This window comes from Vibrio sp. B4-6 (assembly GCF_963888245.1).
In the GTDB taxonomy this organism is placed as follows: domain Bacteria; phylum Pseudomonadota; class Gammaproteobacteria; order Enterobacterales; family Vibrionaceae; genus Vibrio; species Vibrio anguillarum.
The window spans coordinates 217,540-241,913 of the sequence record NZ_CAWPIM010000033.1 but is presented as its reverse complement, the minus strand read 5'-3'; the positions used below and the strand labels follow the sequence as shown (position 1 = coordinate 241,913).

General features: G+C 47.5%; 21 protein-coding genes. 5 read left to right on the top strand and 16 right to left on the bottom strand.

Annotation, left to right across the window (positions count from 1 at the left end; translation table 11 throughout):
- The first annotated feature begins 159 nt into the window (after window positions 1–159).
- Window positions 160–2,049, top strand: coding sequence for a methyl-accepting chemotaxis protein (locus AACV20_RS10430; RefSeq protein ID WP_170907213.1), 1,890 nt, complete (start codon window positions 160–162; stop codon window positions 2,047–2,049).
- A gap of 56 nt (window positions 2,050–2,105) precedes the next feature.
- Here the strand turns inward: AACV20_RS10430 and AACV20_RS10425 are convergent, their stop codons facing one another.
- Both AACV20_RS10425 and AACV20_RS10420 read right to left on the bottom strand, forming a co-directional pair.
- On the bottom strand, window positions 2,106–3,341 hold the full coding sequence (locus tag AACV20_RS10425) for a mechanosensitive ion channel family protein (RefSeq protein ID WP_013855795.1): 1,236 nt from the start codon (window positions 3,339–3,341) through the stop codon (window positions 2,106–2,108).
- A gap of 168 nt (window positions 3,342–3,509) precedes the next feature.
- A complete protein-coding gene (locus AACV20_RS10420; protein ID WP_170907212.1) occupies window positions 3,510–4,436 on the bottom strand; it encodes a D-2-hydroxyacid dehydrogenase in 927 nt (308 codons plus the stop codon).
- A gap of 71 nt (window positions 4,437–4,507) precedes the next feature.
- Between AACV20_RS10420 and AACV20_RS10415 the strand changes: the two genes are divergently transcribed.
- Entirely contained in the window at window positions 4,508–5,095 is a 588-nt protein-coding gene (locus tag AACV20_RS10415) for a YjaG family protein (protein WP_026028258.1), read from the top strand.
- Window positions 5,096–5,744: 649 nt separating this feature from the next.
- Here the strand turns inward: AACV20_RS10415 and AACV20_RS10410 are convergent.
- Both AACV20_RS10410 and AACV20_RS10405 read right to left on the bottom strand, forming a co-directional pair.
- The gene (locus tag AACV20_RS10410; RefSeq protein ID WP_017042616.1) at window positions 5,745–6,101 is read right to left on the bottom strand and encodes an endonuclease domain-containing protein; all 357 of its coding nucleotides are present in this window, start codon (window positions 6,099–6,101) and stop codon (window positions 5,745–5,747) included.
- Window positions 6,102–6,121: 20 nt separating this feature from the next.
- Window positions 6,122–7,174, bottom strand: coding sequence for a CNNM domain-containing protein (locus AACV20_RS10405; RefSeq protein WP_170907211.1), 1,053 nt, complete (start codon window positions 7,172–7,174; stop codon window positions 6,122–6,124).
- Between the two features lie 484 nt (window positions 7,175–7,658).
- On the opposite strand from AACV20_RS10405, the gene hupA reads away from it, so the two are divergent.
- Together hupA and AACV20_RS10395 are read left to right on the top strand one after the other, a co-directional pair.
- A complete protein-coding gene (hupA, locus tag AACV20_RS10400) occupies window positions 7,659–7,931 on the top strand; it encodes a nucleoid-associated protein HU-alpha (protein ID WP_010320328.1) in 273 nt (90 codons plus the stop codon).
- Between the two features lie 42 nt (window positions 7,932–7,973).
- Window positions 7,974–8,663 carry a DUF1481 domain-containing protein gene (locus tag AACV20_RS10395; RefSeq protein WP_017046802.1) on the top strand — a complete coding sequence of 230 codons (690 nt, stop codon included), beginning with the start codon at window positions 7,974–7,976 and terminating at the stop codon, window positions 8,661–8,663.
- 119 nt (window positions 8,664–8,782) lie between these two features.
- Here AACV20_RS10395 and purD read toward each other — a convergent pair whose 3' ends face one another.
- Together purD and purH are read right to left on the bottom strand one after the other, a co-directional pair.
- The gene (gene purD / locus AACV20_RS10390; RefSeq protein WP_170907210.1) at window positions 8,783–10,078 is read right to left on the bottom strand and encodes a phosphoribosylamine--glycine ligase; all 1,296 of its coding nucleotides are present in this window, start codon (window positions 10,076–10,078) and stop codon (window positions 8,783–8,785) included.
- 248 nt (window positions 10,079–10,326) lie between these two features.
- Entirely contained in the window at window positions 10,327–11,919 is a 1,593-nt protein-coding gene (gene purH / locus AACV20_RS10385; RefSeq protein ID WP_170907209.1) for a bifunctional phosphoribosylaminoimidazolecarboxamide formyltransferase/IMP cyclohydrolase, read from the bottom strand.
- Window positions 11,920–12,083: 164 nt separating this feature from the next.
- Here purH and zntR point away from each other — a divergent pair, with 164 nt between their 5' ends.
- Window positions 12,084–12,482: a Zn(2+)-responsive transcriptional regulator gene (zntR, locus tag AACV20_RS10380; RefSeq protein ID WP_017046798.1), complete on the top strand. Its 399-nt coding sequence runs from the start codon at window positions 12,084–12,086 to the stop codon at window positions 12,480–12,482.
- Between the two features lie 28 nt (window positions 12,483–12,510).
- Here zntR and AACV20_RS10375 read toward each other — a convergent pair whose 3' ends face one another.
- The 10 genes from AACV20_RS10375 to AACV20_RS10330 form a co-directional block, all read right to left on the bottom strand.
- Window positions 12,511–14,151, bottom strand: a complete 1,641-nt coding sequence (locus AACV20_RS10375) for a methyl-accepting chemotaxis protein (protein WP_170907208.1) — start codon at window positions 14,149–14,151, stop codon at window positions 12,511–12,513.
- 400 nt (window positions 14,152–14,551) lie between these two features.
- Complete coding sequence (gene fis / locus AACV20_RS10370) at window positions 14,552–14,848, bottom strand: DNA-binding transcriptional regulator Fis (RefSeq protein ID WP_010320338.1); 297 nt, start codon at window positions 14,846–14,848, stop codon at window positions 14,552–14,554.
- 23 nt (window positions 14,849–14,871) lie between these two features.
- The gene (gene dusB, locus AACV20_RS10365; RefSeq protein WP_010320339.1) at window positions 14,872–15,840 is read right to left on the bottom strand and encodes a tRNA dihydrouridine synthase DusB; all 969 of its coding nucleotides are present in this window, start codon (window positions 15,838–15,840) and stop codon (window positions 14,872–14,874) included.
- 139 nt (window positions 15,841–15,979) lie between these two features.
- A complete protein-coding gene (gene prmA, locus AACV20_RS10360; RefSeq protein WP_013855808.1) occupies window positions 15,980–16,867 on the bottom strand; it encodes a 50S ribosomal protein L11 methyltransferase in 888 nt (295 codons plus the stop codon).
- 113 nt (window positions 16,868–16,980) lie between these two features.
- Window positions 16,981–18,327, bottom strand: a complete 1,347-nt coding sequence (gene accC / locus AACV20_RS10355; protein ID WP_013855809.1) for an acetyl-CoA carboxylase biotin carboxylase subunit — start codon at window positions 18,325–18,327, stop codon at window positions 16,981–16,983.
- Between the two features lie 14 nt (window positions 18,328–18,341).
- Entirely contained in the window at window positions 18,342–18,797 is a 456-nt protein-coding gene (gene accB, locus AACV20_RS10350; RefSeq protein WP_013855810.1) for an acetyl-CoA carboxylase biotin carboxyl carrier protein, read from the bottom strand.
- A gap of 83 nt (window positions 18,798–18,880) precedes the next feature.
- Window positions 18,881–19,330 carry a type II 3-dehydroquinate dehydratase gene (gene aroQ / locus AACV20_RS10345; RefSeq protein WP_013855811.1) on the bottom strand — a complete coding sequence of 150 codons (450 nt, stop codon included), beginning with the start codon at window positions 19,328–19,330 and terminating at the stop codon, window positions 18,881–18,883.
- 285 nt (window positions 19,331–19,615) lie between these two features.
- The gene (acs, locus tag AACV20_RS10340) at window positions 19,616–21,565 is read right to left on the bottom strand and encodes an acetate--CoA ligase (RefSeq protein ID WP_094125104.1); all 1,950 of its coding nucleotides are present in this window, start codon (window positions 21,563–21,565) and stop codon (window positions 19,616–19,618) included.
- Window positions 21,566–21,706: 141 nt separating this feature from the next.
- Window positions 21,707–22,339: a 3'-5' exonuclease gene (locus AACV20_RS10335; RefSeq protein WP_026027882.1), complete on the bottom strand. Its 633-nt coding sequence runs from the start codon at window positions 22,337–22,339 to the stop codon at window positions 21,707–21,709.
- Between the two features lie 13 nt (window positions 22,340–22,352).
- Entirely contained in the window at window positions 22,353–24,179 is a 1,827-nt protein-coding gene (locus AACV20_RS10330; protein ID WP_170907311.1) for a DUF294 nucleotidyltransferase-like domain-containing protein, read from the bottom strand.
- Window positions 24,180–24,374 lie beyond the last annotated feature (195 nt).

Sequence of the window (24,374 nt, the reverse complement as noted above, 5' to 3'; positions counted from 1 at the left end):
TTTGTATTGATTAGCCGCTACACTACAACGCTTTGCGATTTCGCTTCCGTGTTGCTTAACCACAATATGGTGTAAGTGCAAAATGGTGTAAGTGCAAAGTTTGTGCTGCTGGCGATGCTTACAAAAAAACTAATCTATTTTCACCAATGGGGGTGAGTTGTGAATCTATCGTTAAAAGGTAAGTTGATAATGACAAGTTTGCTTGTTGTTATTGTGATGGCGGTGGTGTTGACGTTACTGTCGGCAAATTTATTGAAAGATGAAACGGAGAGTGGCATCAAGGAAAGGGTGCATGGTATCTCGAAATCGGCAACGAGTTCGATTACCCAATGGTTGGATGTTCGTAGCAAAGTTATTAGCGCGGTGATCCCTCACACGATGAAGGAAGATTCACTGCCTTTTTTACAGCAAGCTCAGCAAGGCGCACAGTTTGATTTACTCTATTTCGGCACTGAGCAAGGCACCATGCACCGTTCTATTCCGTCTCGAGGCGCAAATAACGCAAGCTATGATCCTCGGACAAGAGGATGGTATCAAGAAGCGAAAAATAGCTCTGGCCCGATACTGACGGCCGCCTATGCCGATGCGATCACGGGTGCTTTGATGGTGACGCTCGCTGAGCCGATTAAGAAAAACGGACAGTTTTGGGGCGTTATTGGTGCCGATGTGTTGATTGATCAACTGATTAAAGATGTCATTGCGATTGATGCAGGAGCAAAATCAAATGCTATGCTGGTCAACCGTGATACGGGGTTAATTATTGCCCACCGCAATAAAGATTTAATTCTCAAACCGTTAGCTTCTTATAGCCCTAACCTAACGCAGCAAGTCATCGACCGCTCAATGACTGAGAATAAAATACAAACTGTGATGGTTGGTGATGTTGAAAAATTATTATTCTTTACTGCCGTTCCTGAGACTGACTGGGTGCTCGGCATTGAGCTCGATAAAGAGGTGGAGTACACCAATATTGGCGCGCTCTTTATGCAATTAACTTCGATATCAGTCGCCATTACAATTTTGGTCGTGATCGTGTTTTCGGCATTGGTTGGGTTCTTACTGCGTGACTTGGGCCGAGTCTCCCAAGCATTGGCGGAAATTGCAGACGGTGATGCTGACCTTACGCAGCGCATTGAACCACGTTATCAAGATGAAGTAGGCGCACTGGCGAATAACTTTAATCAGTTCGTCGGTAATATGCACGGCATGATCAAGCGCTTCCATGAAGTGTCGCAAGGGTTAACACTGCAAGCAGAAAACACCGCAGCGCAAGCCCATGAGCGTACCCGACGCATTATGGTGCAACAAGATGAAATCAACATGGTGGCCACTGCGATTAACGAAATGGCAGCTGCAACGCAAGAGATTGCAGGCAATGCAGATAATACAGCGGCCACCTCTTTGGATACGGTGAAAATTTCTAACCACGGTGTTGAGCAGGTGAAAAATACTCAACAGTCGATCAGTGAGTTGTCGAAAGAGATGACGGTAGCCAAAGAAGTCATTGAGAACTTGAACCAGCACGCACAAAACATTAATACGATCTTGTCAGCGATTCAGGGCATTGCTGAGCAAACCAACTTACTGGCACTGAATGCGGCGATTGAAGCGGCAAGGGCGGGTGAGCAAGGGCGTGGATTCGCGGTGGTAGCGGATGAAGTTCGGGTACTCAGCCAACGGACGCACAGTTCGACACAAGAAATTCAACAGACGATTGAAACCTTGCAGAAAACCACGACTCAGGCCGTGAACATCATGACTGAGAGTAGCAAGCTTTCCGAAAGTAGCGTGGAAGATGCCAACGTGGCCGCGCAAAGCTTAGTGAAAATTGGTGAAGCGGTCGGTACGATCAGCGATATGGCAACCCAAATTGCAACCGCCGCAGAAGAACAGGCGTCAGTCACAGAGGAAATTACGCGTAATACCCAAGGTATACGCGACGTGTCTGATGAACTGGCAAAAGAAGCACAAGAAGCTTCCCAACAAGCTGAATTGCTTTCTAGCTTATCTAAAGAGCTTCAACAAGAAATTAACCGCTTTAAACTGTAACCCTTCTCGATCGCTTTATGCTCAAACCTCCCCCATTAGGGGGAGGAAACTCAGGTTTACCTTGCGAGTGCTTGAAAGTCACTCCCAGTTGGCGCTTGCGAAACGCGTAGGCCGAAGTCAGGAAGCACGGCGTAAATGTGGTCAAAAATATCCGATTGAATACCTTCATACTCGACCCACACGACCGTATTGGTGAAACAATAGATCTCCAGCGCGACGCCATCGTGCGTGGGGGCCAGTTGGCGCACCATTAATGTCATGCCTTGGTGAATTTGGGGATGGTTACGCAAGTAACGTTCTAGATAGGCACGAAAACTGCCAATGTTGGTTAAGCGGCGGCCATTGATGCGGCAGGCTAAATCGAGTTGGCTCATCTGATTATAGGCGTTGAGTTCTTGTTCTTTTTCGGCCAAGTAGGGCTCTAAAAGTTGTGCTTTGCGTAGGTAGCTTTGCTCTTCTGGCGTCAGAAAGTGAATGCTATTGGCATCAATTAATACGCTGCGTTTAATGCGTCGGCCGCCTGATTCTTGCATCCCTTTCCAGTTTTTAAACGAATCAGAGATCAAGGCATAAGTAGGAATCGTGGTGATGGTTTTATCCCAGTTTTGCACTTTGACTGTGGTCAGGCTAATGTCGATGACGTTACCGTCTGCGCCATATTTGGGCATTTCAAGCCAGTCACCGACGCTTAGCATTTGGTTCGCTGAAAGCTGAATCCCCGCCACTAATCCTAAAATCGGGTCTTTAAATACCAGCATGATGACCGCGGTCATCGCACCTAAACCGCTCAGCAGTAGCACTGGCGATTTGCCAATTAAAATCGACGTCGCAAACAGTGCGGCGATAACAAATGCGATGATTTTGATGCTTTGAATAATGCCTTTGAGCGGAATGTTACGGCTGGTTGCGCTGCGATAAAGTAGCGTTTCCACCACATTGAGCAGGGCGTAACTGCTTAATAAGCCAAATAGAATAATCCACAGTAAGGTTAATGTATGCAGCAGTTCGTAAGTCGCACTGGCGTGGCTAAGCCATAACTGAGTTTGAATTGAAATGACAATCCCTTGAATTAACAAGGCAAAGCGGCTGAAAAGCTTTTTGCTAAACAGAATGTTTTGTAAAACTTGTGCGTTGGTTGTGCGCCGCTGTAGCCATAGGCTCACCCCTCGGTGCAACACTAAATGGATAACGATAGAAATAAGCGCGATAAGCCCAAGTGCTTCAGCAATCGGCAGCAGTTGTTCTAAATTAATGTTCAGTGATTGTAGCCACGAAGTGATGGCTGAAGGCATGATTTGCTCCTTGTGTCAGTAGGCGATACCGTTCCTGTTTTACCGCATTAACCCGTGTTCGATGCGGCAGTGTATTCTCGACAGCAATGGCAAGTGGTTTGCGTGTCTATAGTAACATTGAGTTAGGGTTTCCCTAGGCTTAGTGCCGATTATTAACCGCTATTTGACCTAATAGCCTTTTTCAAAATCAATTCTGTTCTCAAGTTGAAACCCGTCTCGCCACAAGCCGTAATTACGGGTGAAAATCTCCACCACTTGTTCAGGAAAACTCACTGCTGCGATGTGCGGGGTAAGGCTAATGGCAGGGTGCGTCCAGAACGGGTGATCTTCGCTTAATGGCTCTTTTTCAAACACATCGAGGTAGGCGTGTTGAATGTGACCCTCTTCAATCAGTGCAATCAAATCACTCTCAACAAGGTTTTTACCGCGCCCGACATTAAACAGCAATGCATTGTGGCAATAGCTCAACGTACTTTGATTGAGCAAGCCTTTGGTGTGCGGCGTGTTGGGTAACGTACTGACCACAACCTCCGCGTGAGCGAGGGCAGTAGCAAGCTCGTTAATGTGATAGGTTTTATCAAAACCCCCGTTTTTGGCTGGGATGCCAGTGCGGTTGACGCCAATCACGTGTAGACCAAAGGCTTTGGCTACTTTCGCTAAATGGCTGCCAATCGAGCCTGTGCCGAGGATTACCATGGTTTTATCATTGATCGATTGATAAGGGTGGGTTTGCCACTGTTTGGCCGCTTGTTGCTGCGCGTAGCAAGCAAAGTGGCGAAAGTGTGCAATCAGGTTGCCCAGAACGTATTCAGCAATTTGCTGGCCGAAGATGCCTTTAACGTTGGTGAGATCATAATCTTGACGAAGTTGTGGCGACATTAAGATGTCGACGCCTGCATATTCCGAGTGCAACCATTCCAGTTGCGGAAAATCGTCCAAATACTTTGCCGCCAGTGGTGGCGCGGCCAGCAAAATGGTTGCTTCGCTGCGATCGTCAGTGATGGCTAAGCCGCTCAACTGCGCCTGTTCAATCGCTTGTCGATAAATATCGTTGTGTTCGGTCAGAATATAGAGTTTATGAGTGAAATTGTTCATCGGCTTTGCTTTTTTCCCTGTTGGTTATCAAGTACACTTCCGCTGTCTTTTTCTGCTGCGATTGAGTGATTATGCTACAAAACCCTCTGCAGGTTCGTCTTGAGAAATTTGAACCTTGGCAACAAATTACTTTTATGGCGTGTTTGTGTGAACGTATGTACCCGAACTATGCCATGTTTTGCGACAATACTGAATTTGCTCACACGCGAGTATATCGAGATATTCTCGACAGTGTTTGGGAATTGCTCACGGTAAAAAGTGCCAAAATCAATTTCGAGAACCAATTGGAGAAGTTGGAAGAGATCATTCCAAGCTCAGAAGATTTTGATGTTTACGCTGTGTACCCAGCAATTGATGCGTGTGTGGCTTTGTCTCACCTACTTCACGGCCTGCTTGATCGCGATTATCTGTATGAAAACATGCAAAAAATCAGTCAGGTGTCGGTGCTGACAGTGGCGCAGTTAGAAGAAGCGCAAACGGGCGAAGAGATCACCAACGACAATCAAAAACAAAATGAAGCGGTCTGCGCCGAATGGGATGTGCAATGGGCTATTTTCCGCCCTCTGCGTGAAGCCGTAGAGCGAGATATTGATTTGATTAAAGACCTACGCCAAGAGCTACGCGACGAAGGCGTGAGCAACATTGGCGTGAGTTTGTAGTACACCCCCTCCTAACCTCCCCCTAGAAGGGGGAGGGACTAAAAGCGCTCTCGTCTACCTTGAAGGGGAGAGACTAAAAGCATGTTCGTTTTGGGTGCTGAAATGTGCTGATTTCAGTGATCGCTTTTAAATTCCGTACATCTACCTAACTTTCCTCTAGAAGGGGAGGGACTAAAAGCACTCTCGTCTACCTTGAAGGGGAGAGGCTAAAAGCATGTTCGTTTTGGGTGCTGAAATGTGCTGATTTCAGTGATCGCTTTTAAATTCCGTACATCTACCTAACTTTCCTCTAGAAGGGGAGGGACTAAAAGCGCTCTCGTCTACCTTAAAGGGGAGAGACTAAAAACATGTTCGTTTTGGGTGCTGAAATGTGCTGATTTCAGTGATCGCTTTTAAATTCCGTACATCTACCTAACTTTCCTCTAGAAGGGGGGGCTAAAAGCGGCCTCGTCTCCCTTGAAGGGGTGAGACTAAAAGCATGTTCGTTTTGGGTGCTGAAATGTGCTGATTTCAGTGATTGCTTTTAAATTCTGTACACCCCCTCCTAACCTCCCCCTAAAAGGGTGAGGGACTAAAAGCGTTCGTTTCGGTGCCGAAAAGTGCTGATTACAGTGATCGCTTTTAAATTCCCTCCCCTTTGAGGGGAGGGTTAGGGTGGGGTGTTTAAGTAGCGACAAATATCCTCAACAACATCATCAAGTTGTATTCGTACTTCCTCGTTTGTATACCGTAAAACACGAATGCCAAATTGCTCTAGATAATCAGTTCTTGCTTGGTCGTAGATATAAGAAGACTCGCTGAAATGAGAGTCACCATCGATTTCAATCACCAGCCGATGACTTGGCGCATAAAAATCCACGATATAAGGACCAATACCAAACTGACGGCGAAATTTAGTGCCTAGTTGTTGGCATCGTAACTTTGCCCACACACTTTGTTCTGATGCTGTAGCGTTAGTACGCAATGTTCTACGCCGCATTTTTGTCGATTTAGGATTAGATTCCATTCTATTTCCTTTATTTTCTATTACTCATCCCTGTTTTCAATGACGCCGTGTGTTTTCTTCCAACGTTCCCAGCGTTGGTAAGCGAGCTGCTGCATGTCGGTGGTTTTATCAGCTTCATCAATGATCTCTTCACCCAGTAGGTATTCAAAAATATCCTCTAAGGTCAGAATGCCTTGTACTGTGCCGTATTCATCAACGATTAACGCCAATTGCAGCCGTTTTTGCATCATTTGTTCGAACGCTTTTAATAGGCTCATTTTGTTGAGCAGCGCATGAAGCGGCCTCATGACTTCTTCTAAACGTTTACTGCCTTGGCCCTTTTGTTGCAGTTTAAATAGCTCTAAGCGATGCACAAAACCGATGATGTCCTCTTTGCTGTCGCCATAAATAAGTGGACGCGAAAAGGGCGTATCTCTATGTTGCACGAGAAACTCGTCGATAGTGAGTTGCGCGCTGGCGCGAAACAAAACCGGGCGCGGTGTCATCACTTGAGTCACTGGGACGTGTTGGATAGCCAACAAGTTATTGAGTATTTTTGATTCGCCATCGGCAAACTCACCGCTTTCATTGGCCAGCATGGCCATCGCGGAGAGTTCATCACGCATTTTGGGCGCTTCATGGTGACGCGCTAAGCGTTTGGTGATCTGCTCTGAAAACCAGACAAAAGGTGTCAGTGCCCACACCATCCAGCGTAAAACTACCGCAGAAGCTGGCGCAAGTTGACGCCAATAGGTCGCACCAATGGTTTTCGGTACGATTTCCGACAACACCAAAATGCCTAGAGTTAGCACCGCAGAAAATACGCCGAGCCATTCGCTACCAAATACGACCGCCGCTTGTGCGCCTGCGCTGGCGGCACCGATGGTGTGAGCAATGGTGTTGAGCGTGAGAATCGATGCCAAGGGACGGTCAATGTCCGCTTTGAGCTTGCTTAATTTATCAGCTGAAGGATGAGCATTTTGGCGCAACTGAGCAAGGTAGCTTGGTGTGATGCTTAGTAGCACAGCTTCAAGAACCGAACAGATAAAAGAGACACCGATGGCAACGGCAATATAAACCGTAAGCAAAAACATGATTGTTCCTTAGTTTTAATCTATACCAAATCAATACTGCGTTGAGTTTGCCTCATACCAATATACCCTTCCCACTTGAAGCTGCAGCGGTGTTGGCTACGTTCGCTCACCCCAATCACATAGTTTATCTATGCTCATGGGGATGAACTTACTTGCCGCCTACCTGCAACTTCAAGTTGTTTGGGTATAGACCGTTGGCGTATGTGGCATTTGCTCTGCCTGGGCAGGATTGCACTTATATATTAGGTCGCTTAAGTGACCTGAAATATCAGGTATCCAAGCATAAGTACGCTATAAATAAGGGCTTACAGCATCAAAAACAAGCGGATATTCTTTGTCAATCAGTAACAAATTGTGAGTTATTGCTCATATTGTGGTTAAAAGTGCGGCATAGAGACAAAAGATCAGCGACAAACCTTTGCCAGACGGGGGCTTTATGTTTTAGAGTGAGGTCAATTCGATAACACATGAGAAGGGAAACCTAATGAACAAGACCCAATTAATCGACTTTATCGCTGAAAAAGCAGACTTATCTAAAGCACAAGCAAAAGCTGCTCTTGAAGCGACTTTAGGCGCAGTTGAAGGAGCTCTCAAAGAGGGTGACCAAGTTCAACTAATTGGTTTTGGTACATTCAAAGTAAACCACCGTGCAGCGCGTACTGGCCGTAACCCTAAAACAGGTGCTGAGATTCAAATCGCAGCAGCTAACGTTCCAGCATTTGTAGCCGGTAAAGCACTGAAAGATTCAGTGAAATAATTTATACTACGCCGAGATACCCTCTCGGCGTAGATTTCTCCCATGAAAAAAATTCTTTTATCCATTCTATTTCCCCTAGTCTTAGTGGGATGCTCTTCCTCTAGCCATACGCCTAGTCTCGAACAATATTCCAATTATACCAGTGGGCAAACCATGGGTGATGCCACCAGTTTTTATTGGTATATCGAGCGTTCAGCCTCTCCAAACAGCGCCGCCGATTATGTCGCATCGGGTGATTATGGTTGGTATAAAACTAATTATCGCTGGGATGAAGGGACATTAAGAGAGCTCAAGCGCGAAGGTGAGCAGCTACAAAAGAAATCGCTCGTGCCTTATTCGGTTCACTTACGTTTTAATGACGCTGGCGAGGCCATTTATCAACAATACCGTGTCGATGGAAAAATACTGCCACTCGATGAAGAACAGCTTTCCCATTACCTGCAACAAGCACAATACCTGATCTCAGAAACCAAAAATAAAGACAACCAAGGGTTAGAACTGATTCAAGGGGTGTGGGATGGCGAAGTGTTTGAAACCTGCACGGGTCATGAATACACGCAGATGGAATTTAACCAAACGCTGCCCAGTTTTGTGGTCAGTCGTTTAGCATCATTGGATAACTACATCGCATTTTTAGGTAAAATCCGCAATAACCGTGTCTATATCGAAGAGCTATTAATGCTTGCTGATGAGAATCATGGCTGTGTCGACAAACCGCAATTGTTGAAGTGATGATTAAGTTCATCTCGAAGTGGGTTTAGCACCAAGCCAATACAGAAGTATGAACATGAAGTATAAAAATAAGGCGCTCAATGAGCGCCTTATTGGATCATAACCTAGCTTTGTCGTTGTTATTTTGTTGTCTGTTGTTCACGAGCTATCGCGCGGTAGCCAATATCGCTGCGATAGAACATGCCATTCCAGTTGACCAGTTTGGCTAATTGGTAAGCGCGCTGCTGCGCTTGTGAAACCGTGTTACCAAGTGCGGTTGCGCATAACACGCGACCACCGTTGGTGACGACTTCTCCAGCTTGGTCGCTTGTGCCTGCGTGGAAGATTTTCTCACCCGCGACTTCTTGCGTTGGTAAGCCAGAAATGACATCCCCTTTCGCGTAGTCGGCAGGGTAACCGCCAGCGGCCAAAACAATACCGATAGAAGCGCGTGGGTCCCATTTTGACTCCACTTGATCAAGTTTGCCTTCTAGAGCGGCAAAGCAGAGTTCGACCAAATCTGATTGCATCCGCATCATGATCGGTTGAGTTTCAGGATCACCAAAGCGGCAGTTGTACTCAATTACTTTCGGTGTGCCTTGCGCGTCAATCATTAGCCCAGCGTACAGAAAACCTGTGTAAGGGTTGCCTTCTGCCGCCATACCGCGCACCGTTGGATAGATCACTTCTTGCATCACGCGCTCATGGATCTCGGGCGTGACCACCGGAGCTGGCGAGTAAGCACCCATACCGCCAGTATTGGGGCCAGTGTCTTTATCGCCGACGCGTTTATGATCTTGGCTGGTGGCCATAGGCAGCACGTTTTCACCATCGACCATGACAATGAAGCTCGCTTCTTCTCCATCTAAGAACTCTTCAATCACCACGCGGCTGCCTGCATGACCAAAGGCATTGCCTGCGAGCATGTCTTGAATCGCGTCTTCGGCCTCTTGTAGCGTCATCGCCACAATGACCCCTTTGCCAGCGGCAAGGCCATCAGCTTTGACCACAATCGGCGCACCCTGCTGGCGGACGTATGCCAAAGCAGGTTCAATTTCTGTGAAATTAGCGTAAGCCGCCGTTGGAATATGATGACGAGCTAAGAAATTTTTGGTGAAGGCTTTTGAGCCTTCGAGCTGTGCTGCCGCTTGCGTCGGGCCAAAGATGGGTAAATCCGCCTTACGGAAAGCATCCACCACGCCAAGCACTAAGGGTGTTTCTGGGCCAACAATGGTCAGCTCAATACGTTTTTCTTGAGCAAAAGCGACCAAACCAGCAATGTCTTCCACTGCAATGTTGACGTTCTCAAGTTTAGGCTCAAGCGCTGTGCCCGCATTACCCGGAGCAACAAAGACAGTTTTAACATTTGGGTTTTGAGCGACTTTCCAACCCAGAGCGTGCTCACGACCGCCAGCACCTATAATCAGAATGTTCATCTATGAGTATCCTTTAACGTATAGAGTTTGTTTGTTGCCATTTACCCCCTCCTAACCTCCCCCTTAAAGGGGGAGGAACTTAGATGACAATATCTCCCCTTGAAGGGAAGGAACTTGGAGAGCAATACCTCTTCCTAAAAGTTAGGTGAGGTCACTTCGTTCTATTCTCCCTCCCCTAAAAGGGAAGTAAGGTCACTTGGTTTCTATTCCCTCCCCTTCTAGGGGAGGGCTAGGGTGGGGTAAGGTTTTTAGTGACGGAAGTGACGCATACCAGTAAAGATCATCGCCATGCCGTGTTCATCGGCGGCGGCAATCACTTCGTCATCACGCATCGAACCGCCCGGTTGAATCACACACTTGATGCCCGCTTGCGCTGCGGCATCAATGCCGTCACGGAACGGGAAGAAGGCATCAGAAGCCATCACACATCCTTCGACTTGCAAGCCTTCATCGGCCGCTTTAATGCCCGCAATTTTGGCTGAATAAACGCGGCTCATTTGGCCTGCGCCCACGCCAACAGTCATGTCACCTTTTGAGTAAACAATCGCGTTTGATTTGACGTATTTAGCTACTTTCCAGCAGAAAAGAGCATCTTTGATCTCTTCTTCACTCGGCTGGCGCTTGGTTACGATTTTGAGATCATCAAGGCTAACCATGCCTTGATCGCGATCTTGCACTAGCAAGCCACCATTGACGCGTTTCACGTCAAAGCCCGTGGTTTTCGCTGACCACTCACCGCACTCAAGCAGGCGCACGTTTTTCTTCGCCGCAACCACTTCAATCGCTTCCGCTGAAACGGTTGGTGCGATGATCACTTCAACAAACTGGCGCTCAACAATCGCCGCTGCGGTTTGTGCGTCTAGCTCGCGGTTGAACGCGATGATGCCACCAAAGGCAGACGTTGGGTCGGTTTGGTAAGCGCGGTTGTAAGCTTGAAGAATATCGCTGCCCAAGGCAACGCCACATGGGTTGGCGTGTTTGACAATCACACACGCTGGCTCAGAGAACTCTTTCACACACTCAAGAGCGGCGTCGGTATCGGCGATGTTGTTGTAAGAGAGCGCTTTACCTTGGAGTTGGCGTGCAGTAGAGACTGACGCTTCCTCTGGGTTGGCTTCAACATAGAAAGCGGCCGCTTGGTGACTGTTCTCACCGTAACGCATGTCTTGTTTTTTCAGGAATTGTTGGTTGAAGGTGCGCGGGAATTTGCTCTCTTCATCACCTTCTTTGTTCTCTCCATAGGATGGAACCATAGTGCCGAAGTAGTTGGCGATCATGCCATCGTAAGCAGCGGTGTGTTCAAAAGCGGCAATCGCAAGGTCAAAACGTGTTTCGAGTGTTAGCGAATTGTCGTTCGCATCCATCTCGGCAATGACACGGTCGTAGTCATGTGCATTCACCACTATGGTCACATCTTTGTGGTTTTTCGCCGCAGAACGCACCATAGTTGGTCCACCAATGTCGATATTTTCTACCGCATCAGCTAGGGTACAACCTGCTTTAGCAACGGTTTCGGCAAACGGGTAAAGGTTGACGACCACCATATCAATCGGCTTAATACCGTGTTGTTGCATGATGTCGTCATCTTGACCGCGGCGGCCCAGCACGCCACCGTGTACTTTCGGGTGCAATGTTTTTACGCGACCGTCCATCATCTCAGGAAAACCGGTGTAGTCAGAAACTTCTGTAACAGCAATACCTTGGTCTGCTAATAAGCGAGCGGTGCCACCAGTAGAAAGAATATCGACACCGCGCTTCGCGAGAGCTTGAGCGAACTCAACAATGCCGGTTTTGTCTGATACGCTGATCAATGCGCGGTGAATAGGACGAGCGTTATTCATGCTTCGGTCTTCCTCAAATCATGGAGTTAATGGGAAATTTGATGGCGCACATTCTAACCAAACAATCATCAAAAAGCTCGCGCAATCGTTTGGCATCGCAAAATTTTTTATAAAAACGGCGATATTGGGTATCAAACGTAATAAAAACGTTAAAGGAGAATGAGATGTTTCAAATTGGAGAACTTGCCAAACGCTGTAAAGTTTCAACCGATACGCTGCGTTTTTATGAAAAAAATGCGCTAATAAAACCGGCGGGGCGCAGTGAGTCTGGTTATCGTTTATACAATCAAAAAAATCAGCAGCAGGTGAGTTTTATTCTCAAAGCCAAAGAGCTAGGGCTCAGTTTGGATGAGATCAAAGAGTTACTGGAAATAAAGCTGGAAGCGACCGAACACAGCTGTGCAGAAGTGAAATCGATCACCAGCGCTAAGCTGGTGGTGATTGATCAAAAAATCGCCGAGTTAACGGCGATTCGTCAAGCGCTAAAAAAAATCAACGATGCGTGCTGCGGTCATATAGACGACAACGCCAGCCACTGCTCAATTTTAGCGGCATTGGAGTGATCTCATCAGCCGATAAGGCGTGAGTTGCTCACACTTTAAAATGGCTAATGCTCTGTTTCAGTTGTTGGCCACTGTCTGAGAGATATTGACTGGCTGTCGACACTTGATCGGCTTGGGCTGCAGCTTGGGAGCTGTGCTCGGCAATATGAGTCAGATTGCGATTAATCTCTTCTGTAGCGGTGGTTTGCTGGGCGCTTGCCTCAGCAATATGTTCATTGAGTGAGAGAATCTGTTTTACTTGCTCGTCGATCTCATTTAGCACTTGCTGCGCTAAAACAGCTTGTTGCTGTGTGGCGGTTGATTGTTGCTGCGTTTGAGCCATAAATTCTCCCAGCTCTTTTGCGCGAGCCTGTAATCTATTGATTATCTGCTCTATCTCGTTGGTGCTGGTTTGAGTACGCGTTGCCAGCGCCCGTACTTCATCCGCGACGACCGCAAAGCCTCGCCCTTGTTCACCAGCACGTGCTGCTTCAATCGCCGCATTCAGGGCCAATAAGTTGGTTTGTTCAGCTATCCCTTGGATGACCGCCAGTATCGCTCCGACATCTTGTGTCTCTTTGGCGAGGTTTTTAGTGGTGGTGTCAGTGGTGGTAAGTAATGCAGACAAGGAGTCCATAAAATCAGAAGCTTTGCCAATCACCGAGCTGCCTTCTTTGCCTTTGCTGCTGGCCGTATGCGCGGCTTTCGCGGCACTACTCGCCGCATTAGCCACTTCTTGATTGCTCGCATGCAGTTCGTTCATCGCTGATGCGACTGTATCGACGGATTGCTGCTGCTCTAAGGCTTTGATTGAGGCATGTTGTGAGAGTTGAGTAAGCTCATTTGCCGAGTGGTTAACATTGTCGGTGAGCGGTGTGATATTGGTAATGGTATGACGAATCTTCTCTGTGAACTCATTGAAGGCTTGCGCTATGTGTGACAGCTCATCACTACCTTGCACCGAGAGCTGTTTGGTTAAATCACCGTCGCCTTTGGCGATTTCTTCGAGTGCCCGTTTGGTTTCTTCACACGGTTTAGTGATGCTATTTCCTATCACTACTGAAAGAATCAGCATCACAATAATAACGAGGCTAAGAATGAGCAATATCGATTGTAGGCGTTGCCAAATCAACGCATTGACATCGTCGATGTAGACTCCAGAACCGAGGATCCAACCCCAAGGTTTAAATAATTTTACATAAGAGATTTTACCCACATCGACGCTAGAACCTGGTTTGGGCCACATATAGTCGACAAAGCCTTCACCCTGCTGTTTAGCGACTTTAGTAAATTCTACAAACAGTTTTTTTCCGGTCGGGTCGGCGGCATTGGAGAGATCTTTGCCGTCCAATTGGGGCTTCATTGGGTGCATGATCATACTTGGCTGAAGGTCGTTGATCCAAAAATAATCATCAGCCTCGTAGCGCAGTTTCGCGATGGCTTGTTTGGCTTGAGTCTGTGCTTGCTGCTCGGACAAGGTGCCATCGATTTGTAATTGGTGGAAGTAACTTAATACGCCGTATCCTGTTTCGACGATGTGGCGAGTTTTTGTCTGTTTTGATTGCATTAAATCGTGTTGATAACTATTGAGCATGGAGACAAATGGGATCAACAGTAGCAGTGTGGTGACCGTGGTCAGCAGGTATAAACGCGTTCTAATTTTGGTCTGGCGCAAGTTCAGTAAGCTCATTGACGTCACTCCTTGTCAATCTTCCGAGTGGTTTTATCATTATAGGCCCATTTGACTTGGTGTTTAGATTGTTGCGTCGCCGAGCTCATCTTAGTCACTCCGTTTTTGGGGGGATAAAGCCTTACTCATTGTATGCACTGTTCACGACAAGTGATTTGGGGATCGGTCGGTAAATTTCCATCACATGCACAATGTAACCAGTTTGTTGCGGTCGCGTAAATGCGACAACAGAAGAAGAGAGAGCCCGCTCAAACAATCAGATCTCTTTATTGAATTAATGCAAAGTAAAGCAGCCCGTTGATATTTTAGTTATCCGTTGGGTGAAAATGAAAAAACCGAGCGCAGAGGCTCGGTTTTAAAAGCGATGGTATCTAGTTGCTAGATTTGTGCAGTAGCTAGATTAGTTCATGCCGTATTTTTTTAGCTTCTTACGAAGAGTGCCGCGGTTGATGCCCATCATGGTTGCTGCGCGAGTTTGGTTACCGCGAGTGTACTGCATGATGGTGTCGAGTAGTGGCTGTTCAACTTCAGCAAGAACTAACTCGTATAGTTCTGTCACTTCTTGGCCGTTTAACTGCGCAAGGTAGTTTTTAAGAGATGCTTTAACTGAATCACGTAGTGGCTTTTGCGTGATTTGATCTTGTGAAGTTACGGTTGTTACTGTGAAAGCTTCTGAAGTCAGGTTTTGTTCGAACATATGCGGTCTAGCTCTTCTCTTAATTATGATGCAACGTTATCAAAATAACCTTCGAGCGCGTCAATTTGCAGCGGTGCTGCGTCAATAGCGTTGAAGGTACGGCGAAACTCACTTGCTTGTTCATGTTCTTTCAGATACCAACCCACATGCTTACGAGCGATGCGAGGGCCTAAATACTCACCATAGAAACTGTGGAGAGCCTGTACATGACCAAGCATAATATCTTTCACTTCCGCAGCCGGAAGTTCAGACATCGTGGTGCCGTTTTCCAAATAGTGTTGGATTTCTTGGAAAATCCACGGGCGACCTTGGGCAGGGCGTCCAATCATTAAAGCGTCAGCGCCGGTGTAATCCAGCACGTATTTCGCCTTCTCTGGGCTATCGATATCACCGTTAGCAATAACCGGAATAGAGATGGCGTTTTTCACCGCTTTAATGCTGTCGTATTCGGCCTCGCCTTTGTACATACATGCTTTGGTTCTGCCATGCAGGGCTAAAGCTTGTATGCCGCAGTCTTCGGCTAATTTAGCGATGTAGACACAGTTTTTGTTGTCTGTGTCCCAGCCAGTACGGGTCTTTAATGTCACTGGGACATCAACGGCGTTCACCACCGCTTTCAAGATCTGTTCAATCGTCTCCGGAAATTGGAGTAAGGCTGAACCCGCCAGCTTTTTATTCACCTTTTTTGCTGGGCAACCCATGTTGATGTCGATGATCTGAGCACCGTTCTCAACACTAAATTGGGCTGCATCGGCCATAAGCTGTGGGTCGGCTCCCGCAATTTGTACCGAGCGAATGCCCGATTCGCCCTCATGTACCATACGTTGCATCGACTTTGACGTATTCCATAGAGCAGGATTAGAGGACATCATTTCACTGACGGCCATGCCTGCTCCATAGCGAAGACACAACTCTCGAAATGGTCTGTCAGTTACTCCTGCCATAGGGGCAACGATAAGATTGTTCTTAAGTTGATAGTTTCCGATTTTCAAAACGTCATCACAGTTCTGTACCAGCAAGGGCGCGCATTTTACGCATTTTTTTACTGCGTGAAAAGACTAATATTTGAGCATTTACAATTTGTTTTAGTAAATCGTATAAAATACAGTCTATTAGCACGCAAAGTCTTATCTAGCCTTGCTTGCGACCCGAGATGCGGCACCACTCATTGAGCTCAATTATCGGGTCAATGTGAAGCTCGTCACGATAATGGTTGGCAACTTCTTCGGCTTGAGTGTCCAAAACACCGGACATCGCAAGTTGGCCATTGGGCTTAAGTAACCCTTTGATCACACCATTCAGGTCACGCAGTGGGCCGGCCAAAATATTGGCCACAACTACGTCAGCGATTAAGCCTTCAGGTTGGTCTTGTGGCAAATACACTTCAAGTTGGTCAGCTACGCCATTGCGTCCTGCGTTGTCGTTAGAGGCAAGCAGTGCTTGTGGGTCGATATCAATACCGACGACTTTGGCTGCGCCCAATTTGATCGCCGCAATGGCTAAGATGCCTGAACCACAACCAAAATCGATGACGGTTTTACCTGTCAGATCGAGCCCTTCGAGCCACTCTAAACATAATGCGGTCGTCGGGTGAGTGCCTGTACCGAATGCAAGGCCCGGGTCGAGCATTACGTTGACAGCGTCAGGTTCTGGGATTTCACGCCAGCTTGGGCAAATCCACAAACGTTGACCAAATTTCATCGGGTGGAAGTTGTCCATCCATTCACGTTCCCAGTCTTTATCTTCAAGCTGTTCAACTTTGTAGGCGAAGTCATCACTCAGCAGCTTGCTTGAGCGAATTTGGTCAATGATCCATGCGCTATCGGCTTCGGCATCATACAGCGCCAGCACGTCGGTATCGCCCCAAAGGCGAGTTTCGCCCGGAAGCGGTTCAAAAACAGGGGTGTCGTGAGCATCAAGAAAAGTGACGGATACTGCGCCCGTCTCTTCCATCAGCATGTCGCCAATTGGCTCGGCATTGGCGTTAGTTGCGTTCAGTTTAATTTGAATCCAAGGCATGTCAGTTGCTCTGTTATGTCGTCAGTTGGCGCAGAGTTTAGCAGAAACTGACTCGGCTGCCGAAAACAAAAATGCTCACCGAAGTGAGCATTTGGTCTCTCGCGACGCGAAAATTAGTGCTGTAAACCCAATTTCTTCTCAAGGTAGTGGATGTTCGCTCCACCGTGTTGGAAGTTCTCATCTTGCATGATTGATTGCTGCAAGGTGATATTGGTTTTAATGCCATCGACGATCATTTCGTTTAACGCATTTTTCATGCGCGCAATCGCCACGTCACGGTTTTCACCGTAAGTGATGAGCTTGCCGATCATTGAATCGTAATGTGGCGGCACTGTGTAGCCAGCATAAATGTGCGATTCCCAACGAACGCCCATACCGCCCGGCGCGTGAAAACGTTCAATTTTGCCCGGTGAAGGGAGGAAACGAACCGGATCTTCCGCGTTGATACGGCATTCAATTGCATGGCCACGGATCTTGATGTCATCTTGGGTAAACGACAGTGGTTGACCTGCGGCGACGCGAAGCTGTTCTTTGATGAGGTCAACGCCAGTGACCATTTCAGTGACTGGGTGCTCAACTTGAATACGCGTGTTCATCTCAATGAAGTAGAACTCGCCGTTTTCGTATAGGAACTCAAACGTACCGGCACCACGATAGCCAATTTCGAGACAAGCGCGTGTACAACGTTCACCAATGTATTTACGCATCTCTTCGGTAATACCTGGTGCTGGAGCTTCTTCAACCACTTTTTGGTGACGACGCTGCATTGAGCAGTCACGTTCACCAAGGTGAATTGCGCCACCTTGACCATCCGCAATAATTTGTACTTCAACGTGACGTGGGTTTTCTAGGAATTTTTCCATGTAAACCATGTCATTGTTGAATGCTGCTTTGGCTTCGGCACGCGTCATTGCGATCGCTTGGGTCAGTTCATTTTCGCTACGGACCACGCGCATACCACGACCGCCGCCGCCACCAGAAGCTTTGATGATCACAGGGTAGCCAATGCGTTTCGCATGAGCTTTGTTTTTGACTTCATCGCCATCCAGTGGGCCGTCAGAACCCGGCACACAAGGAACGCCCGCTTTTTTCATTGCGCTGATGGCTGACACTTTGTCACCCATCATGCGAATGGTATCGGCTTTCGGGCCAACAAAAATGAAGCCTGAACGCTCGACTTGTTCAGCAAAGTCGGCGTTTTCAGAAAGAAAACCGTAACCGGGGTGAATTGCTACGGCGCCAGTTACTTCTGCTGCAGAAATAATGCGTGGAATGTTTAAGTAGCTGTCAATACCACGTGCTGGGCCAATACAGATGGTTTCGTCGGCCAGCAGTACGTGTTTTAAATCACGATCGGCAGTTGAGTGCACGGCAACAGTTTTGATGCCAAGCTCTTTACATGCGCGCAGAATACGAAGTGCAATTTCACCTCGATTCGCGATGACTAATTTATCTAACATAAAACAAACCTCGATTATTCGATAACAACAAGCGGTTGGTCGAATTCAACGGTCTGGCCGTCTTCAAGTAGGATTGCAGTAACGATACCTGCTTTATCGGCTTCGATTTGGTTCATCATTTTCATCGCTTCAACGATGCATAGTGTGTCACCGACTGAAACACTTTGACCGACTTCGATGAACGCTTTTGAATCTGGACTTGGTGAGCGGTAGAAAGTACCGACCATTGGCGAAAGTACTTGGTGACCTTTTGGCGCTACAGGCGCGGCGGCTTCAGCCGTTGGCGCAGGGGCAGCGACTGGCGCGGCTTGTTGTGCTGGCGCTGGTGCAGCGTAATGCATCTGAGCCATCTGTACTGGCGCAGTGTTACGACTGATGCGTACCGATTCTTCACCTTCAGAGATTTCTAGTTCAGAAATGCCAGATTCTTCTACCAGTTCGATAAGCTTCTTGATTTTACGAATATCCATCTTTTCTTTCTCTTTATCTTGTGAATACGTCAGCCCTTAAGGTTGGGCCGTAGAGTGTTTGTTTGTCGTTGATCGTATGTGGGTTATTTTGCCTGTAGCGCTTTTATGGCAGCTGCAAGAGCAAATTCATAACCTTGTGCACCTAACCCGCAAATCACCCCTTGCGCCTTATCCGACAGATAGGAGTGGTGGCGAAAAGGTTCACGTGCGTGAACGTTGGATAGATGCACTTCAATAAATGGGATGGCGACACCCAATAACGCATCGCGCAGTGCTACACTGGTGTGCGTCAATGCGGCGGGATTAATGATGATGAAGTCGACCTTGCCGTAAGCGGCATGGATGGCTTCGATCAGCTCATATTCGCGGTTCGATTGAAGATGTTCTAACTCAATATCTGCTTTTTGCGCTTGTTCGCGTAATGTCTCGACAATGTGCGCTAAGGTGTCAGAACCATAATGTGCAGGTTCACGTAGCCCTAACAGGTTAAGATTTGGCCCATTTAAGACCAGAATGCGAGATTTAGCAGTCATTGTGTCGACATCTCCCTATATCGTGAAACGAATATTAATATTCCCATATTATTCTTAGGTCAGAGTGAATTTTTCGTCAAAAATTCCCTGAATTTAAGAAATTGCCCAAGATTATAGCTAATTCAGCGCAAATGGCAGCAATTTACTGGTCTTATCAGATAGTTTACTCATTTAATTCTGCAACCGAGTTAACAGAATGAGAAGAACTGAGAGGGAAAGAAAAAGCCGCCACAAGTGTGACGGCTTAATCATCTCAATGCCTCGCGGCAGGTAGAATCGTTAGCGTTAAGACAATTCTGCTTTTTCGGCGATCAATTTATCCACTACGCTAGGATCGGCCAGTGTTGAGGTATCACCCAAGTTGCTGGTGTCGCCGGTGGCGATTTTACGCAAAATACGACGCATGATTTTGCCAGAACGGGTTTTGGGCAGTGAATCGGTCCAGTGGAGTACATCGGGCGTTGCTATAGGGCCAATCTCTTTTCGTACCCAATCTTTGACCTCTTTGTGCAACTCGGCACTGGGGTAAACGCCATCATTTAAGGTGATGTAAGCATAAATGGCTTGGCCTTTAATATCGTGTGGCACGCCGACAATTGCCGCTTCTGCAATTTTATCAAAAGCAACCAAAGCTGATTCAATTTCCGCGGTGCCCATGCGGTGGCCTGAAACGTTTAACACGTCATCCACGCGGCCCGTTATCCAGTAGTAGCCATCCTCATCGCGGCGTGCGCCATCACTGGTGAAATACATGCCTTTGAAGGTTGAAAAATAGGTTTGTTCAAAACGGTCATGATCGCCATAAACGGTGCGCATTTGGCCCGGCCATGAATCTAAAATAACCAAGTTACCTTCGGCAACCCCTTCAATGATGTTGCCCATGTTATCGACCAAGGCTGGTTGCACGCCAAAGAATGGCCGTGTGGCCGAACCCGGTTTAAGTGCCGTCGCGCCCGGCAGTGGCGTAATTAAAATGCCACCCGTTTCGGTTTGCCACCATGTATCGACAATCGGTGATTTTTCGTTACCGATGGTTTTGTAGTACCACTCCCACGCTTCTGGGTTAATTGGTTCTCCCACCGAACCCATAATGCGCAAACTGGCGCGTGACGTCTCTTTGACGGCTTCATTGCCTTTCGCCATCAAGGCGCGAATAGCGGTCGGCGCAGTGTAAAGAATGTTAACTTGGTGTTTATCCACCACTTGACTCATGCGGTTGGTGTCTGGGTAGTTGGGAACCCCTTCAAACAGAACGGTTTTTGCACCATTGGCCAAAGGACCGTAAACCAAGTAGGTGTGGCCAGTGATCCAGCCCACATCGGCGGTACACCAAAACACTTCGCCCGGCTGATAGTCAAACACATATTTGAAGGTCATCGCCGCGTAAACAAGGTAGCCACCGGTTGTGTGCAGCACACCTTTGGGTTTACCCGTTGAACCAGAGGTGTAGAGGATGAAGAGGGGATCTTCCGCTTTCATGGCTTCGGCTGGGCAGTGGTCGGAAGCTTTTGCGGTTGCTTCATGCCACCACACATCACGATGTTCGTGCCAGTCAATTTGGCCACCAGTGCGTTTAAAGACGATCACTTTGCTGATGTTTTTCACTTCAGGGTGGGTCAAGGCTTCATCGACGTTTTTCTTCAAGGGCACAGCGCGACCGCCACGTACACCTTCGTCGGCGGTGATGACTATTTTGGAATCGGAATCAATGATACGACCGGAAAGGGCTTCCGGTGAAAAGCCACCAAACACCACAGTATGCACTGCGCCTATTCGAGTACAAGCGAGCATCGCAACGGCTGCTTCTGGCACCATAGGCATGTAAAGACAGACCACATCTCCTTTGCGAACTCCTTGATCTTTTAACACATTAGAAAAGCGACACACTTGTTGATGGAGTTCTTTAAAGGTGAGGGTTTTATCGTCAGCCGGATCGTCACCTTCCCAGATAATCGCCACTTCATCACCACGAGTGGCAAGGTGGCGATCGATGCAGTTAGCGGAGACGTTTAATGTGCCATCTTCAAACCAGCGAATATCTACATGGCCAGTATCAAACGAGGTTTGTTTCACTTGAGTGAAAGGCTTAATCCAATCCACAATCTTGCCGTGTTCACTCCAAAAGCCTTCTGGGTCGGTCACTGATTGTTGGTACATCGCTAGGTAAGTGTCATTATCCGCATGTGTTTTGGCTTTGATGTTCTCTTTTACCGGATAAACGTGGGCTTCACTCATTGCTTTTCTCCTTGTGAATTCGAACAATTTCCCTGTTGATTGGCGATCAAATTGCGCTGAAAGGAAAATCTGTATGTGGGTAACTGTCAGTCAGAGTGCGATTTTCTACAATTAGACTTTAGGATGAGTGTGGGGTAAGTGCTAGCGCGAGTAAGGTGCAACAAAGGGAGGCAGATCACCTTTGGTCAAGCGCACAAACACTAATGCCGCGGCGATGGCATCTTGCAGCGCGTCGTGTTTATCCTGCATCGGCAAGTCGAGATGGCGACAAATCGCCTCTAAGCTGAGGTCGATGTACGCGTTCGGCAGCATTCTCTCTAACTGATCATGATAGATCTGACTTACTTCGATGAGAGCATTGGGCAGTGGAAAGCCTAAATGTCGTCGGCAAGCGAGGTCGAGGATTTTTTTGTCATAACGAATGTGATAGCCCACTAAAGGTCGGTTGCCGATAAAGTCTAATAGGTGAGTGATGGCCTCTTGCTCGTCGATGCCATCGACCAGATCTTGATGGCGAATTTTGTGGATTTTGACTGAACCCGAGTCGAGCGATTGTGGCGCGCTCAAACGCACTTCAAATGGCTGGCTGGTTAAAATACGGTTGTCGATAATTTTGGTGGCGGCAATCGTCACTAACTCGGCGCGATTCGGGTCAAGGCTGGTGGTTTCGCAATCGAGCGACACATATTCCCCTTGCATCGGCGTCGCAAACAACGGCTGATAAGGCGAGTCTTTCAGCTTGTGAAACCAATAATGGCGTGTAAACCAATTCAATTGTTCGCCTCCACTATTCGCGAATTTGATAGTGATAGCCAAGCCACTGCTTGAATTTTTTCACCACGTGTAAACTGTGCCTGAGCAGGTCACGCTCGGTTCGGTCGAGCTGTTTTAAATCGAGTTTATTGGTGCTGTGTTGATTGCTCAGTTGCTGAGCTAAGCGCAATTTAAAGAACTGCTTGAGCGCTTCACTGAGATTATCGGCGGTTTCTTTTTCCAAAACCCGTTGCTCTACTAGCGCCTCGATGCGTTCAAAAGTGTTATTTTGTTGAACTTGATGTTCAAGGCTTAGGGCGCGAATGCCATGCACAATCGGGAAAATGCCACCTTGTTTAATATCTAAGCCAGATTTGGAGTGTTTTACGGTGCCAAACAGCGTGAGTGGCACAGAAAAACTCAGCGCGGGGCGAGTAAACTCCATCAAAATCAATTCTTGGTCGGCCATTAAATGGCTCAAGTGCTGTTTAATAGGGGCCAATAAGTGTTTGTTGCCCGCGACAGCATGTGCGTCGGCCATGATCGCAATGTCCATCACTTGCTCGGGTTTGGCCGCTTTCACCCATTGGCTAAGCGTTGTTTTCCACTCAGTTTGGCTTTTAACCCATTTGGGATTATTGACCATCACATTGCCCGGACAAAGTGGATAGCCGAGCTGCTGTAAGGTGTGGGTGAGCGTGTTCATGACCACACCCATTTGATGCCACTGCAAGCCATCTTTGATGATCAGCGCGTTATCTTGGTCGGTTTTGAGGATCTGCTCTCCACGGCCTTCGGAGCCGAGTACGATCAAGCAGCAGTGATCATGCAGCGCGGGCGGCACAACCAAATGAAAGGCTTTTTCGATGATCTGTTCATTGACTGCTGAAATCAGCTCCATAATAAAACGAGTGCGAATGCCATTGTTGATTAGGCTTTCAACCAGTTGCCGCTGTTTGTTGGAGGCGAGAGCTAACTCTTCCACGCAGTTGGCGCGAGCAATACTTAATGTCAGCACGTGAGAATGAGTGGAGAAAGCACTGAGAATTTGTGTCATGTCCAGCATGCCAACGGCTTGATGGCCATCACACACCATCACTCGTTTTATGCGGTTGCGCGTCATGGCGATCATCGCATTAAACAGAAAATCGCCATCGTTGATGTGCAGCACAGGAAAGGTAGCAATTTCCCCAACAGGGGTATCGAGCGGATGGTTATCGAGCATAACGGAATGAAGCATATTGGTGCGCGTGACGATAGCATAGGGGTGCGCACTGGGGTTTTCGATTAAGCGTTGATCATGCTCAGCAAGACGAACTAAGGCCGCATCAACTCCGTTATCGCGTAATTGCTGTGTCACTTGGTTGAGCGGTTGATCTGGGTTTAAAATCATCGGTGGATGGTAAATCGAGTCATCCACCTTAGTTAAAATAAATTCGGCTAAATTCTTTTGCTGGTGTGCTACATCAAGCAGAGCTTGGCGTTTGGCGAGATTATTGTCGAAGTAGGCGGCGAACTGACCGTTGTCATTATACAGTTCGAGAAAGACGGCTTTCGGCAGCAGATAGCTTAAGGTATCTTCCAGCGCCACGTACTGATGCTTGGCTTTTTCTTCAAACAGTGCGCGTACATCAAACATGTCATCGTTGGCGTAGTGAGCAAAAATCTCTTTGCCATCTGGCGAGCGTTCTTCGACCGCGCCTTTGATCAGTACGTGCAGATACACGCTGGGTCTATCACTGGTCTGCAGCAGATCGTTGCTACGAAAATACGCTACATCCAAGGATGAGCGAAGTCGCTGTTGCTGCGGCAATGTTAAGCGGTCAAAGGGCGGTGACTGCATGTTGAATTTGTCAGGCATAACGATCGTCACTCAGAAGAAATTCCTATCTAAGTGTGACAAAAATCGCCACTACCTCCAGACGACTTTGGTCTAATGAGTGATATGACCCGCAAGGTTGTGAATAAGGAAACAGATTTATCAGTAAACTTCCCTTTTTAGAATCTTAAACTGCCTGCATAATACGGCCGTTTTCTCTCCCTCGTTTTGTTCAGG

Excerpts from the sequence above, each read along its gene's own strand:
- AACV20_RS10425 (WP_013855795.1), bottom strand. The coding sequence starts at position 3,341 with ATGCCTTCAGCCATCACTTCGTGGCTACAATCACTGAACATTAATTTA.
- AACV20_RS10420 (WP_170907212.1), bottom strand. The coding sequence starts at position 4,436 with ATGAACAATTTCACTCATAAACTCTATATTCTGACCGAACACAACGAT.
- AACV20_RS10415 (WP_026028258.1), top strand. The coding sequence starts at position 4,508 with ATGCTACAAAACCCTCTGCAGGTTCGTCTTGAGAAATTTGAACCTTGG.
- AACV20_RS10410 (WP_017042616.1), bottom strand. The coding sequence starts at position 6,101 with ATGGAATCTAATCCTAAATCGACAAAAATGCGGCGTAGAACATTGCGT.
- AACV20_RS10405 (WP_170907211.1), bottom strand. The coding sequence starts at position 7,174 with ATGTTTTTGCTTACGGTTTATATTGCCGTTGCCATCGGTGTCTCTTTT.
- hupA (WP_010320328.1), top strand. The coding sequence starts at position 7,659 with ATGAACAAGACCCAATTAATCGACTTTATCGCTGAAAAAGCAGACTTA.
- AACV20_RS10395 (WP_017046802.1), top strand. The coding sequence starts at position 7,974 with ATGAAAAAAATTCTTTTATCCATTCTATTTCCCCTAGTCTTAGTGGGA.
- purD (WP_170907210.1), bottom strand. The coding sequence starts at position 10,078 with ATGAACATTCTGATTATAGGTGCTGGCGGTCGTGAGCACGCTCTGGGT.
- purH (WP_170907209.1), bottom strand. The coding sequence starts at position 11,919 with ATGAATAACGCTCGTCCTATTCACCGCGCATTGATCAGCGTATCAGAC.
- zntR (WP_017046798.1), top strand. The coding sequence starts at position 12,084 with ATGTTTCAAATTGGAGAACTTGCCAAACGCTGTAAAGTTTCAACCGAT.
- AACV20_RS10375 (WP_170907208.1), bottom strand. The coding sequence starts at position 14,151 with ATGAGCTTACTGAACTTGCGCCAGACCAAAATTAGAACGCGTTTATAC.
- fis (WP_010320338.1), bottom strand. The coding sequence starts at position 14,848 with ATGTTCGAACAAAACCTGACTTCAGAAGCTTTCACAGTAACAACCGTA.
- prmA (WP_013855808.1), bottom strand. The coding sequence starts at position 16,867 with ATGCCTTGGATTCAAATTAAACTGAACGCAACTAACGCCAATGCCGAG.
- accC (WP_013855809.1), bottom strand. The coding sequence starts at position 18,327 with ATGTTAGATAAATTAGTCATCGCGAATCGAGGTGAAATTGCACTTCGT.
- accB (WP_013855810.1), bottom strand. The coding sequence starts at position 18,797 with ATGGATATTCGTAAAATCAAGAAGCTTATCGAACTGGTAGAAGAATCT.
- aroQ (WP_013855811.1), bottom strand. The coding sequence starts at position 19,330 with ATGACTGCTAAATCTCGCATTCTGGTCTTAAATGGGCCAAATCTTAAC.
- acs (WP_094125104.1), bottom strand. The coding sequence starts at position 21,565 with ATGAGTGAAGCCCACGTTTATCCGGTAAAAGAGAACATCAAAGCCAAA.
- AACV20_RS10330 (WP_170907311.1), bottom strand. The coding sequence starts at position 24,179 with ATGCCTGACAAATTCAACATGCAGTCACCGCCCTTTGACCGCTTAACA.